At 70.3% G+C, this 15,265-nt stretch carries 16 protein-coding genes and 1 pseudogene; 6 read left to right on the plus strand and 11 right to left on the minus strand.

The features are described from left to right. Together ABZ904_RS47430 and ABZ904_RS47435 are read right to left on the minus strand one after the other, a co-directional pair. Window positions 1-235 (minus strand): annotated as a pseudogene (locus ABZ904_RS47430) (Subtilisin, serine endopeptidase); the annotation flags it as partial. Between the two features lie 277 nt (window positions 236-512). Beyond that, a complete protein-coding gene (locus tag ABZ904_RS47435) occupies window positions 513-962 on the minus strand; it encodes a hypothetical protein (RefSeq protein ID WP_359410282.1) in 450 nt (149 codons plus the stop codon). A 764-nt stretch (window positions 963-1,726) separates the two neighbouring features. Here ABZ904_RS47435 and ABZ904_RS47440 point away from each other — a divergent pair. After that, the gene (locus ABZ904_RS47440) at window positions 1,727-1,906 is read left to right on the plus strand and encodes a hypothetical protein (RefSeq protein WP_361830346.1); all 180 of its coding nucleotides are present in this window, start codon (window positions 1,727-1,729) and stop codon (window positions 1,904-1,906) included. Between the two features lie 64 nt (window positions 1,907-1,970). On the opposite strand, the gene ABZ904_RS47445 is transcribed toward ABZ904_RS47440, so the two are convergent. The 3 genes from ABZ904_RS47445 to ABZ904_RS47455 all read right to left on the minus strand — a co-directional run bounded on the left by ABZ904_RS47445 (window position 1,971) and on the right by ABZ904_RS47455 (window position 3,185). Next, entirely contained in the window at window positions 1,971-2,432 is a 462-nt protein-coding gene (locus tag ABZ904_RS47445) for a hypothetical protein (protein ID WP_359410280.1), read from the minus strand. Between the two features lie 131 nt (window positions 2,433-2,563). After that, the gene (locus ABZ904_RS47450; RefSeq protein WP_359410279.1) at window positions 2,564-2,851 is read right to left on the minus strand and encodes a DUF1905 domain-containing protein; all 288 of its coding nucleotides are present in this window, start codon (window positions 2,849-2,851) and stop codon (window positions 2,564-2,566) included. Between the two features lie 4 nt (window positions 2,852-2,855). Beyond that, window positions 2,856-3,185, minus strand: coding sequence for a hypothetical protein (locus tag ABZ904_RS47455; RefSeq protein WP_361830349.1), 330 nt, complete (start codon window positions 3,183-3,185; stop codon window positions 2,856-2,858). A 7-nt stretch (window positions 3,186-3,192) separates the two neighbouring features. Here ABZ904_RS47455 and ABZ904_RS47460 point away from each other — a divergent pair, with 7 nt between their 5' ends. Beyond that, window positions 3,193-4,275, plus strand: coding sequence for a sulfite oxidase (locus ABZ904_RS47460; protein ID WP_359410277.1), 1,083 nt, complete (start codon window positions 3,193-3,195; stop codon window positions 4,273-4,275). Between the two features lie 269 nt (window positions 4,276-4,544). On the opposite strand, the gene ABZ904_RS47465 is transcribed toward ABZ904_RS47460, so the two are convergent. Genes ABZ904_RS47465 through ABZ904_RS47475 form a run of 3 tightly spaced genes read right to left on the minus strand, consistent with a single transcriptional unit; the run spans window position 4,545 to window position 8,157 of the window. After that, window positions 4,545-6,665, minus strand: a complete 2,121-nt coding sequence (locus ABZ904_RS47465) for a xanthine dehydrogenase family protein molybdopterin-binding subunit (protein ID WP_361830351.1) — start codon at window positions 6,663-6,665, stop codon at window positions 4,545-4,547. Beyond that, the gene (locus ABZ904_RS47470; RefSeq protein ID WP_359410275.1) at window positions 6,662-7,651 is read right to left on the minus strand and encodes a xanthine dehydrogenase family protein subunit M; all 990 of its coding nucleotides are present in this window, start codon (window positions 7,649-7,651) and stop codon (window positions 6,662-6,664) included. The genes ABZ904_RS47465 and ABZ904_RS47470 overlap by 4 nt, the downstream gene beginning before the upstream one ends. Beyond that, window positions 7,648-8,157 carry a 2Fe-2S iron-sulfur cluster-binding protein gene (locus tag ABZ904_RS47475; RefSeq protein ID WP_360995704.1) on the minus strand — a complete coding sequence of 170 codons (510 nt, stop codon included), beginning with the start codon at window positions 8,155-8,157 and terminating at the stop codon, window positions 7,648-7,650. The genes ABZ904_RS47470 and ABZ904_RS47475 overlap by 4 nt, the downstream gene beginning before the upstream one ends. A 276-nt stretch (window positions 8,158-8,433) precedes the next feature. Between ABZ904_RS47475 and ABZ904_RS47480 the strand changes: the two genes are divergently transcribed. Next, window positions 8,434-9,720, plus strand: coding sequence for a bifunctional GNAT family N-acetyltransferase/ATP-binding protein (locus ABZ904_RS47480; RefSeq protein WP_360995947.1), 1,287 nt, complete (start codon window positions 8,434-8,436; stop codon window positions 9,718-9,720). A gap of 34 nt (window positions 9,721-9,754) precedes the next feature. On the opposite strand, the gene ABZ904_RS47485 is transcribed toward ABZ904_RS47480, so the two are convergent. Then, window positions 9,755-10,906: a hypothetical protein gene (locus ABZ904_RS47485; protein ID WP_359410273.1), complete on the minus strand. Its 1,152-nt coding sequence runs from the start codon at window positions 10,904-10,906 to the stop codon at window positions 9,755-9,757. 483 nt (window positions 10,907-11,389) lie between these two features. Here ABZ904_RS47485 and ABZ904_RS47490 point away from each other — a divergent pair, with 483 nt between their 5' ends. Both ABZ904_RS47490 and ABZ904_RS47495 read left to right on the plus strand, forming a co-directional pair. Continuing rightward, entirely contained in the window at window positions 11,390-11,563 is a 174-nt protein-coding gene (locus tag ABZ904_RS47490) for a hypothetical protein (protein WP_360995701.1), read from the plus strand. Window positions 11,564-11,586: 23 nt separating this feature from the next. Continuing rightward, a complete protein-coding gene (locus ABZ904_RS47495; RefSeq protein WP_359410271.1) occupies window positions 11,587-12,306 on the plus strand; it encodes a DUF2637 domain-containing protein in 720 nt (239 codons plus the stop codon). Between the two features lie 80 nt (window positions 12,307-12,386). On the opposite strand, the gene ABZ904_RS47500 is transcribed toward ABZ904_RS47495, so the two are convergent. Both ABZ904_RS47500 and ABZ904_RS47505 read right to left on the minus strand, forming a co-directional pair. After that, a complete protein-coding gene (locus tag ABZ904_RS47500) occupies window positions 12,387-12,773 on the minus strand; it encodes a VOC family protein (protein WP_359410270.1) in 387 nt (128 codons plus the stop codon). 174 nt (window positions 12,774-12,947) lie between these two features. Further along, on the minus strand, window positions 12,948-13,988 hold the full coding sequence (locus tag ABZ904_RS47505) for an NAD(P)-dependent alcohol dehydrogenase (protein ID WP_361830354.1): 1,041 nt from the start codon (window positions 13,986-13,988) through the stop codon (window positions 12,948-12,950). A gap of 168 nt (window positions 13,989-14,156) precedes the next feature. Between ABZ904_RS47505 and ABZ904_RS47510 the strand changes: the two genes are divergently transcribed. Next, window positions 14,157-15,080 carry a helix-turn-helix transcriptional regulator gene (locus ABZ904_RS47510; protein ID WP_360995694.1) on the plus strand — a complete coding sequence of 308 codons (924 nt, stop codon included), beginning with the start codon at window positions 14,157-14,159 and terminating at the stop codon, window positions 15,078-15,080. Window positions 15,081-15,265 lie beyond the last annotated feature (185 nt).

Consider the following 15,265-nt stretch of genomic DNA (forward strand, 5'->3'; position numbering starts at 1 on the left):
CCGGTTCGATGTGCACATGCAGCGACCGCATCGCCGGCACCTGGGCCTCGGCCGCCTCGACGACCGCGATCTCCGGGCAGAAGGGCTGCAGTCCGCTCGACTGGAGCTTTTCCGACGGCTGGAGCCTGTGGATCACCTTGACCTCGGGCATCCGGTCGAGCCGGTCGCAGACCGCGTCCATGCTCAGTTCGGGAACCCCCGGTGGAAGCAGGCTCTGCGGCAGCGGCGTGACCATGTACCGTTCGCGACGCGGCCGCACCGAGAGCGGTGCGTGCGCGCCCTTCCTGCGTGGTCCCGCTTCCTTGCCTCCGGGTCCCGGCCCACTCGCCGCCGCACCCCCGGACCCGTTCTCACGGTTGTTTCCGGGCCTTTCTTTGACCATTACGTCCACCTTCACCACGCCTACGTCGTACTTGTGCTCCTCATCCGGCGACGGCGGCTCGCGCTTCCACGGTGATGCGGTGTGCCCGGGAACCAGTCCGGGACACACCGCATCGCGCTCCGCCCTGGGGTCAGCCGATACCGAAGGGCTGGCCCATCTGCCCGAAGCCGAAGCCGGGCTGCTGGTACTGCGGGATCTGCTGGCCGAAGCCGCCGCCGCCCCACTGCTGCTGGCCCTGCTGGCCCTGCTGACTCTGCTGGAGCAGCGTCACGATCGCCGTCGGCAGCGCCTGCTGCACGGACTGCTCCACCGCGCTGCGGACGCCTGCGTGCAGCGTGTGGTGCAGCGCCAGCGCGAGATACGGATGCGCCTGCTGCGACATGCCCTGCTGCTGGAGCTGCTGCTGGACCTGCTGGATCTGCTGCAGCGTCTGCTGCATGCGCTGCGCCACCTGCTGGCTGGCCTGCTGGCACGCCTGCTGGATCGCCTGCTGGACGATCTGTGCGATCTGCTGCTGTCCTCCGGCCATCTGCTGGCCGAACTGCTGCTGGATGGGTTGAGTACCGGTCATCACCGACATGGATGCTCCGTTCGATGCATCACGGGAAAGCAGACATAGGAACCTATGCGTACTTATCGGGAGATTCCGACACCCCGAAGCTAAGTTGGCATCGGCCCGGCCGCAATCGGATGCCACCCGGGCGGAGGGGGTCGCGACCGGATCGCCGGCTCGCACCGCGCGCGATCCGCCCGGCAGCCTGGGCGGCGACATCACCGTCGAATCCGGGGCTCGTCCAGAGGCCGGCGCTCGCCGCGACGGGAACGCGCCGCCATCCGAGCGAAGATCACCGGCCGCCCTGAGGCGGCTGCGCCCGGCGAGTGCCGAGGGACCCCCACCCGCACACCCCTGACGCGCCTGGACTCCCCCAGGGTGGCCACCAGTGCCACGTCCTCACCAAGTCCCGTGCGTGCTCGACGACATACGCGGCCGCCTGCCCGAACGCGCCCCCCGCATCGCCCATGCCGACACCCCGGACGCCCTCACTGAAAGGCACCGGCGCCACGTCGGCTGCGGCCGCACGAGAACCGGCCGGTCGCTGCGGACCCGGGCGGCACCTGCGTGTCGTGCCCGTTCGGTGCGGCCCCGGCGAGCTGCCGACCGCTCGGCGAGCACGACAGGCAGGCGTCCGCCTCCGTGGTGCGCGCAGCTCGACCCTGATCGGCGCGGCTCGGCTTCAACTACGGTGTCACGGTGACCGTTGTGGAGACTGCGGTACGCGCACCGGCTCCGCGAAGGCCCGGCCCACGAACGGCGACACGTCGAGGGCCACGGTCACGGCCTTCTTGGACGCCACCTCCGACGTTCCCGAGGGCGGCGAACTGGAGACGCACCTCGTCGTCACCGACGGGGTGCGGGACTGGGAGCCCGACGACCTGGCAACAGTGAACACCGCAACGGCGACAGATCCGACCTGGCTCCGATTGACAGCAGCCGTCAACAACCTGCTGAATCAGGGCAAGTGACCGCTCGGAGGTGAACGGTCTTTCCGGCGGGTGGCGGCGAGCACGCCCTTCTCCGCGCCTTGGCCTATCCCCCGTTGAAGTAGGCGTACGGCGCCACCGAGACCGCTTCCGAGACCGCGCGTTCGTCGTCCTCGCCGGCTTCAGGGTCGATGTCGCGTGCCCACAGTGAGTGCATGGACCACACGGAGAAGCCTGCGTGGAAGTCGTGGCCGATGTCTGAGGGCGTGCTCGTGTACCCCAGGGCGTGGAGATCCGCGACGACGTCATCCAGGAAGCGATGGGTCAACTGGACCCCGTCATAGTGCACTTCGGTGTCGCTGCCATCACCGCTGCAGCGGATCTCCACGAGTTCGACCGTCTCGTCCGCCGCATACGTGATCACCAGCATGGGTGAGGTCGTGTAGACGGCCCGCAGGCCGCCGGGGCCGTGAAACGGCGGACCGATGCGCTCTTCGACCTGCGAGCGTAGATCACCGATCTTGACGAGGTCGACGCCGAGTTCCGGGATGATCTCCATTCCGGTCATCCTGCCAGGGAAGGCAAGCCGCCGGTGATCCATGGGTTCGGCCGGCGGATCGGCCCCTCGGCTGCCTCCCCGCAAAGGCCCTTTCCGTGGTCGGGGTGCGGCCCTGGTGCCGCCGCACGGGCTGCCCGGACCTAGAGACGGACGGTCATCTCCACGGTCACGTCATCGCCTGTCGCGAGGCCTTGCGGCCGGCGTACGGCGTCTTTGAGTGGCAGCAGGTAGCCGCCGTCCTTCGGGAAGAGGGACGTATCGAACACGACCTCACCGATCCGGGCCCTGACCGGGATCACGCCCCAGCCGTACGTGGCCATCGCAGCCACCTCGCGGATGTCGGCGGACTCCTCGGCGGGCACAGGCACGAAGTGGTACGGAGACGGCCCGCGCCATTCGATCACCCGGCCGGTGAAGACGAGATCCACGACGTCAGCCCCGTTCCTCGAGGACGGCCGAGTCACGCTCGGCGTACTTGCGGTGCCACCACTCCTCGTTGAGGTCGACCAGCAGGCACTCGCGGAGTGCGAAGGTGGTCTCACCCTCATTCGGCCCACCGGGACCCACGAGCGGCTCGGTCAGACCGTCGACCACGCGCCGCATCATCGCCATCGCCTCCAGCCGCAAGGCTAGCGTCTCGTCGAACGACGGGCGGGCGTCACGGTTGTACGGCTCTCCCTGTCGTGGGACCCCGACCGGGGCGTCCTGCTCGTTGCCCGCACGACCGTCCCGGAGGACGATTCGGACTGAAGCGACCACCATGGGGCTTATGGGCATATGGAATAAACGCGACGACATGCTCGTGCACCAGGACGAGCCCTACAACGCCGAGGCACCTCCTGGCGCCCTCAAAGCCCAGATCACCCCCCTTGACACCTTCTACGGCCGCAACCACGCGCCGATCCCCCGCATCGACTCCGAGAGCTGGCGGCTGCGCGTGGAAGGCCTGGTCGATCGTCCGTTGGAGTTGTCGACGGACGATCTGCGTGGCTTCCCCGAGCGGACGGTGGTGGCGACACTGCAGTGTGCGGGCAACCGCCGCGCCGATCTCATCGAGGTCCGCGACATACCCGGCCAGGTCCCCTGGGGCCCCGGGGCCATCTCCACGGCGAGATGGAGCGGGGTGAGCCTGGCAGATGTGCTGGCCAGGGCCGGAGTGCGGCCGCAAGCGGCCCACATCGCCTTCACCGGCGCCGACGTGTCACAGCAGGCCGACCCGCCCCAGCCCTTCGGGGGCTCCATACCGGTGGCCAAGGCGACCTCCGGCGAGGTGCTTCTGGCCTGGGCCATGAACGACCAGGAGCTGCCCGTCGCGCACGGCGCACCCCTGCGCGTGGTCGTCCCGGGCTGGATCGGCGCCCGGAGCGTCAAATGGCTCGAGCGCATCAGCGCACAGGCAGAACCGACAGACAACTACTTCCAGACCGAGTACAGCATCCTGCCCCCCGAGGCCGACCCCGAGACGGCCGGACCGGGCGACGGCATCACCCTCGGCCCGATCGCCATCCACTGCGCCGTTCTGCGGCCCGGCAAGGACGCCCACCTGGACTCCGGACCGACCGAGGTCAGCGGGTTCGCCTTCGCCGGGGACGACCGGACCGTGGCACGCGTGGATGTCTCCGCCGACCACGGCAGCACCTGGCTCCACGCGGATCTCGACCCGCCGGAGAATCCCTGGACCTGGCAGCACTGGCGCATCACGCTCACCCTGCCCCCGGGCGAGGTCGAACTCATCGCCCGCGCCTGGGACTCCACCGCAGCCGTGCAGGCCGAATCCCCCACGACCGTCTGGAACCCCCGGGGGTACGCCAACAACGCCGCGGCCCATCTGCACATCACCTGCCGTCCCTGACCGGATGCTTCGGTGGAACGGCGGGGCCCAGCGGCCGGCACAGGCCCGGCACGCACCGAGGGCCAGGTCCGGGGGCTCCTACGGCCGGCCGCGCAGCAGGTCCGCCGCCCGTTCGGCGATCGCGTGGACCATGGCCTCGGCGTTGGCGCCGGGAAGGGCCGGCGTCACCGAGGCGTCCGCGATGCGCAGTCCGTCAGCCGACGCTGCCCGCGCCCGCCACGACGTGGTCGAACTGGTCCATCTCTGTGCCGTGTTCCTTCGGCGGAGCCCTACTGCAGCAGCTTGTCCAGGGTGATCGGCAGGTCCCGGACCCGGATGCCGGTCGCGTGGTGCACGGCGTTGGCGATCGCCGCGGCGGTGCCGACGATGCAGACCTCGCCGACGCCCTTGGCCCCCATCGGGTTGGTGTACGGGTCCTCCGTGTCCACCCAGTAGGCCTCGATCGAGCCGACGTCGGCGTTGGAGGCGATGTGGTACTCGGCGAAGTCCTGGTTGACCACGTGCCCGAACCGCGGGTCGACCACGCCCTGTTCGTGCAGGGCCATGGACAGGCCCATGGTCATGCCCCCGAGCAGCTGCGAGCGACAGGTCTTGGGGTTGATCACCCGGCCCGCGTCGAAGACCCCGAGCAGCCGCGGGACCCGTACCTCGCCGGTGTCGGCGTGCACCCGGACCTCGGCGAACTGGGCTCCGAAGCTGTGCATGGCATAGCGCGCGGCGTCGGGTTTGTCGGGCATGTCGGCGGTGGCCTCCAGCCCCTGCTGCGGAACGACGCCGCCGTGCTGGAACTCCAGGAGCGCGCGCAGCCTGCGGGCCGTCTCGACGATGGAGGTGCCCCAGCTGTTGATCCCGGACGAGCTGCCGGCGGGCGAAGCGCGCGGCAACTCCCCGTCCCCGATCCGCAGTTCCACATCGTCGACGGTCACGCCCAGCGCGTCCGCGGCGATCTGGGTGAGCGCCGTCCAGGTGCCGGTGCCGAGGTCGGCGGCGGCGATCAGCACCGTGAAGTGCCCGTCGGGGCCGACGCGGATCGTCGTGACGTTCCCCGGGAAGCGGGGTGAGGGGTAGGTCGAGGCGGCCACACCCGTCCCGACCAGCCAGCCCCGGTCGCGCCGCGCCCGGGGGAAGACGTTGCGCCCCTGCCACCCGAACCGGCGGGCGCCGTCGCGCAGGCAGGCCACCAGATGGCGACTGGAGAACGACCGGCCGGTCTCGGGGTCGACGGCGGGCTCGTTGCGGATCCGGAACTCGACAGGGTCCAGGCCGCAGGCGGCGGCCATCTCGTCCATGGCCGACTCCAGCGCGAACATGCCCTCGGCGTCACCCGGCGCCCGCATGATCGTCGGCACCGGCAGGTCCAGGGGTGCCAGCCGGTGGGTGGTGCGCCGGTGGGGCGCGGCATACATGACCCGGGTGCACACCGCGACCTGCTCGGCGTAGCCCTTGGCCTTGGCGGTCTGCGCGATCACGTCGTGGGCGATCGCGGTGAGATGCCCCCTGGTGTCCGCGCCGAGCCGAATGCGCTGGATGGTGGCGGGCCGGTAGCCCACCAGGGAGAACATCTGCCGGCGGGTGAGGGCGAACTTGACGGGCCGGCGCACGAACTGAGCGGCCATCGCGGCGAGGACGGCGTACGCATGGCAGTAGACCTTCGACCCGAAGGCGCCTCCGACGTGCGGGGAGACCACATGGACCCGCTGCGGCTCGAGCCCCAGCACGGCGGCCAGCAGATCCCGGCTCATGGTCACGCCCTGCGTGGAGCAGTAGACCGTGAGTTCGTCGTCGTTCCAGACGGCCACGGCGGTGTGCGGCTCCATCGGGTTGTGGAAGTTCATCGGCGTGGTGTACGTCGCGTCCAGCGTGACCTCCGCCGCGGTCAGAGCCGCTTCGACCTCCCCCATGGCGCTGTCAGCCGGTGACCCGTCCATGAGGTCCCCGCCGCCCTGGCCGAACAAGGCCGCGTGCTGCGGCTTGTAGAGGTCGTCGCGGTCGGACCGCAGTTCGACGTCGTGCGCCCGCTCCGCACAGTCCAGGCGGACCAGATGGGCGGCGTGGCGGGCGATCTCGGGGGTCTCGGCGATCACGGCACCGACGATCTGGCCGCGGTAGGCGATCTCGTCGGTCTGCAGGACGGCCAGTTCGGCGTCGTCGGCCCAGGCCAGCCGGGGGGCGTTGTGGTGGGTGAGCACGGCCAGTACGCCCGGCTCGGCGTGCGCGGCGGCGGCGTCGATGCCGGTGACGTGTCCGGCGGCGATCGTCGCCTGGAGCGGATACAGAGAGGCGGGTCTGTCGAGGGGGTGCTCGAAGGCGTAGGTCGCGGTGCCGCGGACCTTGTCCGGTCCGTCCAGGCGGTCGAGCGGTGTGCCGACGGCGTGCGAGAGGACGGTCATGACGGCACGTCCGCCAGGTCGAGGAGGGTGGCGACGAGGATGTTGCGCGCGAGCGGGACCTTGAACGCGTTGCCTGCCGGCGGCCGGGCGACGGCCAGTTCGGCCTCCGCGGCGACCCGGAAGCGCTCGGCGGTCGCGGGCGCGCCCCGCAGCACCTGCTCGGCCGTGGTGGCTCGCCACGGCTTGTGCGCCACACCGCCCAGCGCGATGCGCACATCGCGCACGGCACCGTCGGCGACATCCACCGCGGCGGCGACCGAGACCAGTGCGAACGCGTAGGAGGCGCGGTCACGGACCTTGCGGTAGGCGGACCTGGCCGCCCACGCGAGCGGCGGCACGTCCACGGCCGTGATCAGTTCGCCGTGCCGCAGCACGGTGTCGCGTTCGGGTTCGTCACCGGGCAGCCGGTGCAGCTCGGTCAGCGGGACGGTCCGCTCTCCGTCCGGCCCGCGGGTGCGCACGACCGCGTCGAGCACGGCCAGTGCGACGGCCATGTCCGAGGGGTGGGTCGCGACGCACGCTTCGGACCAGCCGAGGATCGCGAGTTCGCGGTGGTGGCCGTCCCGCGCCGGGCAGCCCGATCCGGGCTCGCGCTTGTTGCACCCGGTGGTGAGGTCCTGGAAGTACACGCAGCGCGTGCGCTGCAGCAGGTTCCCGCCGGTGGTGGCGACATTGCGCAGTTGCCCGGAGGCGCCCGACAGCAGCGCCTGGGAGAGCACCGGGTAGCGCCGCCGGATCCGGCGGTCGGCGGCCAGTTCCCCGTTGGTCACCGTGGCGCCGATGCGCAGGGTGCCGTCGGGCAGTTCCTCGATCCGGTCGCAGGCCAGCCGCCGGACGTCGACGAGCAGGTCCGGTGTGGCCACGCCCAGTCTCATCAGGTCGACGAGGTTGGTGCCGCCGGCCAGGAACGCCCCGTGCGGCGCCTGGGCGAGCATCCCGACCGCCCCCGGTACGTCGTCGGCGCGCTGGTAGCGGAACGGCTTCATCTGCGCGCCACATCCGCCACAGCCGGACGGATGTTGGCATAGGCGCCGCAGCGGCACAGGTTGCCGCTCATCCGCTCGGCGATCTCGGCGTCGTCGAGGTCGACCTCGGCGGCGTTCGGATCGCTGCTGACCGCGCTCGGCCAGCCCGCCCGCGCCTCCGCCAGCATCCCTACCGCCGAGACGATCTGGCCCGGCGTGCAGTAGCCGCACTGAAACGCGTCGTGCTCGATGAACGAGCGCTGCATGGGGTGCAGACCGTCCCCGTCGGCCAGACCGGCGGCCGTGACGATCTCCGTGTCCTCGTACGCCACCGCCAGTGCCAGGCAGCCGAGGGCCCGGCGGCCGTCCAGCAGAACGGTGCAGGCGCCGCACTGCCCGTGGTCGCAGCCCTTCTTCGGGCTGGTGATCCCAAGACGTTCGCGCAGGGCGTCCAGCAGGCTTGTGCGGGTGTCGACGACGAGCCGGTGCTCCCGCCCGTCGACCCGCAACGTGATTTCCATGTCCACGGGGCACACCCCCAACACCATGTGCCGGGATCCGGGCAAACACTGCGTGATCGAGTCTTTCCGAGAGTCCTGCCCTCCGCAACTTCGCAGGGTCCGCGAGAGGGACCAGGAGGTCCGGGCACACCGTTCCGTGCCGTCGCTCTTTGACGGGCGCGCCCGCCCGCGGCTCGACACGACCCGCAGCCCAGGGCCCGGCGGGACGAGCAGCCACCGAACCGGCAGAAGAAGCAGCTCACGACTCGGCGGGTGAAAATTGGACATCCGGACACGGGCGAGGTGGTGGCGATGCCCGCATGGCATCTGCGTGACTATCACGACGACGACCTTGACCAGGCGATCGAGATCTGGGACCAGAGCCGCGGGGCCGACGAGCAACCGGTCTTCCCGGTCTCCGAGGTGATGACCGCCGCCAAGAACGGCCAGATGGCGGTGGTCGCGGTCGTCGGCGACGAACTGGTGGGCATGGCGGTGGCGCAGCCGCACGGCAAGCGGGCGTGGATCCTGCTGGTGGCGCTCGCCTCCCGCTGGCGCGAGCGCGGGATCGGCAGCGCCCTGCTGGCCGAGCTGGAACGGCGGCTGCGGGCGATGGGCGTGCGCCGTATCAGTGCCCTGCTGCCGGCCGGGGCCGCCGGGACGAAGGCGCTGGACCGCTCCGGCTACCTGTCCCGGGACGGCCTGACCTACTACGAGAAACTCGAACCGCAGGAGACCGGCAACGCCGACGTGCTGCGGGCGCTGGGCGGCCGCATGCTGACCGACGGGCTCTGGGACGCCATGGCCGGCATGGAACGGGAGAAGCAGGTCGTCGAGCGCCGGGTGGTGCTCCCGCTGACGGAGCCGGCGCTTGCCGACCGCTACGGCGTCGCGCCCCCGAAGGCGGTCATCCTCTTCGGCCCGCCCGGGACCGGGAAGACCAGCTTCGCCATGGCGGTGTCGTCCCGGCTGACCTGGCCGTTCGTCGAACTCTTCCCGTCCCGGCTCGCGGCCGACACGAGCGAGGGGCTGGCCGTGGCACTGCGGCAGGTGTTCGCGGACCTGGCGGAGCTGGACTCGGTGCTGCTTTTCATCGACGAGGTGGAGGAGATCGCCGGCGTGCGGTCGGGGAAGGCGGTCGACCCGGGGCACGGAGTCACCAACGAGCTGCTCAAACTCATCCCCCGGTTCCGGGAGGGCGGCGCTCGCCTGCTGGTGTGCGCCACCAACTCGGTGCGCTCCCTCGACCCGGCCTTTCTGCGGCCGGGCAGGTTCGACTACGTCATCCCGATCGGGCCCCCGGACCCCACCGCGCGGGCCGCCATCTGGACCCGCTACGTCAAGGGCGCTCTCCACTCGGTGGAGCTGCCCCGACTGGTGGCGGCCAGCGAGCTGTTCACCCCGGCCGACATCGAGTTCGCCGCCCGCAAGGGTGCTCAGGCCGCGTTCGAACGCGAGGTGACGCATCGCCGGGGCGAACCCGCCACCACCGAGGACTACATGGCCGCCATCGCGGACACCCGGCCGACGCTGACGGCACGGGCGATCGAGGAGTTCACCGAGGACATCGAGAAGTACAGCCGGTTGTGAGGCGCGACTGACACCGGGTCCCGGACCCGGCGGACTACGGCACGGTCACCGGCTGCGGGGGGAGTTCGAAGCGCAGCAGAGCCGCGGTCTGCTCCGCGCGCAGCGCCGTCTCCGCGTCGACGTGCCGCACCTCGCCCCCGTCGTCGATGACGGACTCGGCCAGTTCGTCGATCACGTCGGGCACCTCCCGCAGCGGATCCCCGCACAGCGGGCAGGCCTTCTCCGAGCGCGAGAGCAGCCCGTCCCGGTCGCACACCCGTCCCGGGACGACGGCCTGCTCGTCCACCTCCAGCGTCCCGATCGCGGCCAGCGACGCCGCCCACAGCGTCTCGTCGAGACCGACGGCCGCGGGTCTGCTGGCCGCCTTGGCCTCCAGGGTCTGTCCGACCAGCCGCCGCTGCTCCTGGTGCGCGTGGTCGGCGACGAGCCCCCGCACCTTCTTCCTGACGTCCTCGGCCGTCGCGGTCTCCCGGTCGATGGTGAAGGTCCCGACGAGCCGCTCCTTCAGCTCACGCGGCAGGAAGTCGACGAAGCCCGGCACCTCGTGCGCCTGGCCGCCGACGGCGAGCAGGTCGTAGCCCCCGCCTCCGAACAGCCGTCTGAGCTCGCCGACCAGGCGCCGGTAGTGCTTCTTGCTCAGCTCGTCGGCCTTGTTGCGGACGCGGTACTCGCCGAACTGCTCGGCGTAGGCGTGTCTGCGCGTCACCCGGTCGCGGATCACCTCCAACTCCCGGACGTCGTCGAGGTAGTACTCCCAGACCTGGCCCACGCTCTTGTCCACGATGACCGCACAGGTGCGGTAGTACTCGTCGAGCACGCCCAGCAGCGGACGGACGTAGGGATCGGCGTCCACCAGGATGCGCTCGCGGGTGGGCCGGGGCAGCCACATCTGTTCGTAGATGCCGCGGCCGCCGCAGGAGAAGACCGCGACGGCGCCCGGCCGGACGGGCTCCTCCGCCAGGGTCGTCTCGATTCTCGCGATGTCTTCCCGCAGCGAGAGCCGCACGGCGTGCTCCGCCGAGCTGTCCTCGGCGAGCGGCCTGATGCGGTCCAGCAGGCTGGCCACTCGGCTGCTGAAGACGCGGCGGTCGGGCCTCTCCGGTTCCACCGGGATGTAGAGGGAGACGAACGGGAGTCCGTCGCCGCTCAGCCGCAGTATTCGCTCGACCTGCTGTTGGGTGATCATCGCCGCTCCTCGCCGCTCGATGAGCTCTGCTCTTCCAGCTAACGAGGTGGGAGCGGCGGCGGCAAACGCGGCGCGGTGCTCGCGGGGTACCCCGGCGGGGGTCACCCCGGGCCACGACAGGGAGGGACCGGCGAAAAGGAGCCCGTGGCGAGCGGTGTCCGGCGCCACCGTGCTGGGACCGCCCCCTGCTTCAGCAAGCGCTCTCCGTCAGCGGTGCCCGTACCGGCACCCGGCGGCCCGCCACGGGCTCGGCGCCCCGGGGTGTCCTGACCGTGGGCACCTTCGTGCGACTCCCGGCCGAGTCTCCGGTGGGTCAAGCGGAGGGCATCGCGGAGAGTGAAAGGCATTCACGGAAATATGGTTGCCCGCATATCTTGAATTACGGCGGCCATATAGGTTCATCAGATCGGTGAAACGTTTCTTCGAGGAATCATTCCCTCGAATGCCGGATAGCTTCCACCGTATGGCGCTCGTTAGGTGATCGTGACTTGGAACGAACCGGAAGATCAGATCCCCGTCGGAAGCGGAGCCCTGTGGCACGACCCGGCCGGCGGCGAGGTGCTCCACAAGGGGTGTTCAGACATTCTTGAAGATTTCCTCAAGACGATCGGCGACATGGAAAGCGAATACCTGCGCGCTGTCGACGCAGCGTCCTGAGCGAGGGCGCGGAGGAGCTGAGAATGGACAGGCTGCACGGCGACCCGAGCCTCTACGACATTCAGTTCGGCCTGAGAACCGACTACGACGCGCTCGGTCAGCATTCCTACGGTGGTGATCCCCTCGAGGCACCTCACGTCTGGAGCGCGCAGGGTCAGGACATCGCACCGAACGGCTGGGATCCGGACGAGGAACTCGCCCAGATGCTGTCCACGGTGTCCGGTACGGACCCCGCTCCGCCCCCGTTCGACGGGCAGCACCGCCACCGCATCGACCGGCGGCGCCCACGGCCGGGATCCCACATCCTCGACAGCGGCCAGAAAGTCACCCCTGTCACGATCCTGGTCGCCACCATCGCCGCCTGCGCGGTGGCCATGCTCGGCTGGTCCATCGCCTATTCGTACGGTCAACTCCGCGCCATCGCCTCGACGGTGCTTCCGGCACCGCTGGCGCAATGGTGGCCGCTGACGGTGTACGGACCGTGGTTCGTGGCGGCCCTGTCGATTCTGCGGGCCGCCGTTCAGCACCGGACCGCCCGCCGGTCATGGGGCGTCGTCCTGGTCGCCTCGGCCACGGCGGTGGCGCTGTGCATCAGCCACTCGGCATATTCGATGCTGTCGATGGTGATCGTAGGAATTCCGCCGATCACCGCCCTGGTGTGTTTCCGGGAACTCGTGGGCCAGGTCTCCTCGAAGTACCGCCCCCGGCACGCCGCGCCGGTCAAAGAGCAGTCCGGCGGCTGACGGCGAAGCGAACCGCCGGTGGGCCGTCGACCGCAGCTCGGCGGCCCACCGGCGGTTCGCGCGCGTCTGGGGCCCTGGGCTCAGTCCCCGCCGCTCCCGTACGGCCTCGTCAGGATCTCCAGGTTGTGGCCGTTCGGATCGTCGAAGTACGCTCCGCGGCCGCCATCATTGTGGTTGATCTCGCCGGGGCGGTGATGGTACGGGTCCGCCCAGTACCTGAGTCGCCCCGCGCGGATCCGGGTGAAGATCGCGTCGAAGTCGTCCTCGGAGACGAGGAAGGCGTAGTGCTGCGGAGTGATCGGCTCCTCGGTCTCCATGAAGTCCAGCGTCACGCCGTTCGCGATCTCCACCGGGGCGAACGGGCCGAAGTCCGGAGCCACGTCCACTCCCAGCACATCCGCGAGGAACCTCGCGGACGCCTGTTTGTCGTGCGCGGCGACGATCGTGTGGTTGAGCTCTACGGTCATGGGCCGGGCCTCCTGTCCCCTGGGCTGCCAGAACCGCTTTCCACGCTACCGCCGCTGCCCCGAACCCTCACGGGCGCGCGCATCGATCAAGCCGCCGGAGCCGTGCGCCCGGTCCGGCCGGCGGCGCGCGACGTGCCGTGGGGCCGCCGCACGCCGCCGGTCACCAGGGCAGACTCAGATGGTGGCCGCGTCGATCACGAACCGGTACCGCACATCGCTGTCCAGCACCCGCTCGTACGCGTCGTTGATCTCGGACGCGCCGATCAGCTCGATCTCGGCGCCGATGCCGTGCTCCGCGCAGAAGTCCAGCATCTCCTGGGTCTCGCGGATGCCGCCGATGGCGGAGCCCGCGAGGGTCTTGCGGCCCGAGATCAGCGAGAACAGGTTGAACGAGATGGGCTCCTCGGGCGCACCCACGTTCACCAGCGCGCCGTCCGACTTCAGCAGCGAGAGGAAGGCGCCGAAGTCCAGCGGCGCCGACACGGTCGAGACGATCAGGTCGAACGTGCCGCGCAGCTCCTCGAAGGTCTTCGGGTCGCTGGTGGCGTAGTAGTGGTCGGCGCCCAGCTTCAGCCCGTCGTCCTTCTTGCGCAGGGACTGGGAGAGCACGCTCACCTCGGCGCCCATCGCGTGCGCGAGCTTGACAGCCATGTGACCGAGACCGCCCAGACCGAGGACCGCGACCTTCTTGCCGGGTCCCGCGTTCCAGTGCCGCAGCGGGGAGTACGTGGTGACGCCGGCGCACAGCAGGGGGGCGGCCACGTCGAGAGAGAGGCCGTCCGGGATGCGCACGGTGTACTTCTCGTCGACGACGATCTTCTCGGAGTAGCCGCCGTAGGTGGGCTCGCCGTTCCTGTCGAGGGCGTTGTATGTGCCGACCATGCCCTTGAGGCAGTACTGCTCCAGGCCGGCCTTGCAGTTCTCGCACTCGCGGCAGGAGTCGACCATGCAGCCGACGCCCACGCGGTCGCCGATCTTGAACTTGGTCACGCCGGAGCCGACCGCGGAGACGACGCCCGCGATCTCGTGGCCCGGAACCATCGGGAAGATCGCCTCGCCCCAGCCCTCACGGGCCTGGTGGATGTCCGAGTGACAGATGCCGGCGAACTTGATGTCGATCAGTACGTCGAACTCACCGACCTCGCGGCGCTCGATCGTGGTGCGCTCGAGCGGAGCCTTGGCAGCGGGTGCGGCGTACGCAGCAACGGTGGTCATGCCGGATTTCTCCTTGGGGGGTCGCGTGCCCGGCAGCCTTCCACCGGGCACGGCGTCCAGCCTGCCGGGAGGCGCCGGGCTCACCCAGGCCACGGATCTGCATACGTCCGGGTTTCCTACCACTGGCCGGGTCAGCCTCACAGTCGTACCAACAGGAATACTGGGTGTATGGACGCAAACCCCGACTCCATGCAGGCGTCTGCCCAGGCATCCGGTCAGGCTCTGGACCGCCGCGCCGAGCTCAGCGAGTTCCTGCGCACCCGGCGGGCCCGGCTCAAGCCCGAGGACGTGGGACTGCCGGACTTCGGGCGGTACCGGCGGGTGCCGGGCCTGCGCCGCGAGGAGCTGGCCCAGCTGGCCGGGGTGTCCGTGGCCTACTACACGCGTCTGGAGCAGGGCAACGGGCAGAACGTGTCCGCGGAGGTGCTCGGGGCCATCGCCCGCGCGCTGCGGCTGAGCGACGCGGAGCACGCCCATCTGACCCATCTCGCCAAGCCGAAGGCCCACAAGAAGAAGCCGGCGGCGCGGTCCCAGCACGTGCGGGTTCCGCTGCGGCAGCTGCTGGACGCCTTCGACGGCGTCCCGGCCTACATCGTGGGGCGGCGCGCGGAGGTCCTGGCGTGGAACAGGATGGCCGCCGCCGTCTTCGGGGACTGGTCCCAGGTACCGCAGCAGGAGCGGAACTGGGCCCGCATGGTCTTCCTGCGGCCCGAGTACCACGATCTGTTCGTGGACTGGGAGCAGAAGGCGATCGACATCGTGTGCCAGCTGCGGTACGAGGCCGGGTGCCACCCGGACGATCCGCAGCTGTCCGCGCTCGTCGGGGAGCTGTCGGTGAAGAGCGAGGCGTTCCGGCAGCTGTGGGCGACGCACGACGTCAAGGAGAAGAGCCACGGGCTCAAGCTGATGCGGCATCCGCTGGTGGGCGATCTTGCCCTGCAGTTCGAGTCGTTCAGGCTGCCGGACGACGGTGAGCTGGGGCTGGTGACGTATCACGCCGAGCCGGGTTCGCCGTCGGCGGAGGCTCTGCGGCTGCTGGCCAGCTGGGGTACGGACGCCACCCGGGCGGGCACGACCGCGCCCCGCTCCTGAGGCCCTGCGCTCGACGCCATGAGTGGCCGATGAGGGGCCGGCGATCGGCGGAAACACGGACGGCCCGCCGGAAGCAGCTGCTTCCGGCGGGCCGGGCCCGATAGGCGTTAAAAGCGGGGGAAGGGGGGGTGATTGAGTTACGGGGAGTGTTTGCCGTAGTTTGGGGGGGAGTTGGGGGGTAAGAA

Origin of the sequence: Streptomyces sp. NPDC046900 (assembly GCF_040644975.1) — a bacterium.
GTDB lineage: Bacteria > Actinomycetota > Actinomycetes > Streptomycetales > Streptomycetaceae > Streptomyces.

Excerpts from the sequence above, each read along its gene's own strand:
- ABZ904_RS47495 (WP_359410271.1), top strand. The coding sequence starts at position 11,587 with ATGGACAGGCTGCACGGCGACCCGAGCCTCTACGACATTCAGTTCGGC.
- ABZ904_RS47455 (WP_361830349.1), bottom strand. The coding sequence starts at position 3,185 with ATGGTGGTCGCTTCAGTCCGAATCGTCCTCCGGGACGGTCGTGCGGGC.
- ABZ904_RS47470 (WP_359410275.1), bottom strand. The coding sequence starts at position 7,651 with ATGAAGCCGTTCCGCTACCAGCGCGCCGACGACGTACCGGGGGCGGTC.
- ABZ904_RS47505 (WP_361830354.1), bottom strand. The coding sequence starts at position 13,988 with ATGACCACCGTTGCTGCGTACGCCGCACCCGCTGCCAAGGCTCCGCTC.
- ABZ904_RS47445 (WP_359410280.1), bottom strand. The coding sequence starts at position 2,432 with ATGACCGGAATGGAGATCATCCCGGAACTCGGCGTCGACCTCGTCAAG.
- ABZ904_RS47465 (WP_361830351.1), bottom strand. The coding sequence starts at position 6,665 with ATGACCGTCCTCTCGCACGCCGTCGGCACACCGCTCGACCGCCTGGAC.
- ABZ904_RS47460 (WP_359410277.1), top strand. The coding sequence starts at position 3,193 with ATGGGCATATGGAATAAACGCGACGACATGCTCGTGCACCAGGACGAG.
- ABZ904_RS47485 (WP_359410273.1), bottom strand. The coding sequence starts at position 10,906 with ATGATCACCCAACAGCAGGTCGAGCGAATACTGCGGCTGAGCGGCGAC.
- ABZ904_RS47500 (WP_359410270.1), bottom strand. The coding sequence starts at position 12,773 with ATGACCGTAGAGCTCAACCACACGATCGTCGCCGCGCACGACAAACAG.
- ABZ904_RS47435 (WP_359410282.1), bottom strand. The coding sequence starts at position 962 with ATGTCGGTGATGACCGGTACTCAACCCATCCAGCAGCAGTTCGGCCAG.
- ABZ904_RS47510 (WP_360995694.1), top strand. The coding sequence starts at position 14,157 with ATGGACGCAAACCCCGACTCCATGCAGGCGTCTGCCCAGGCATCCGGT.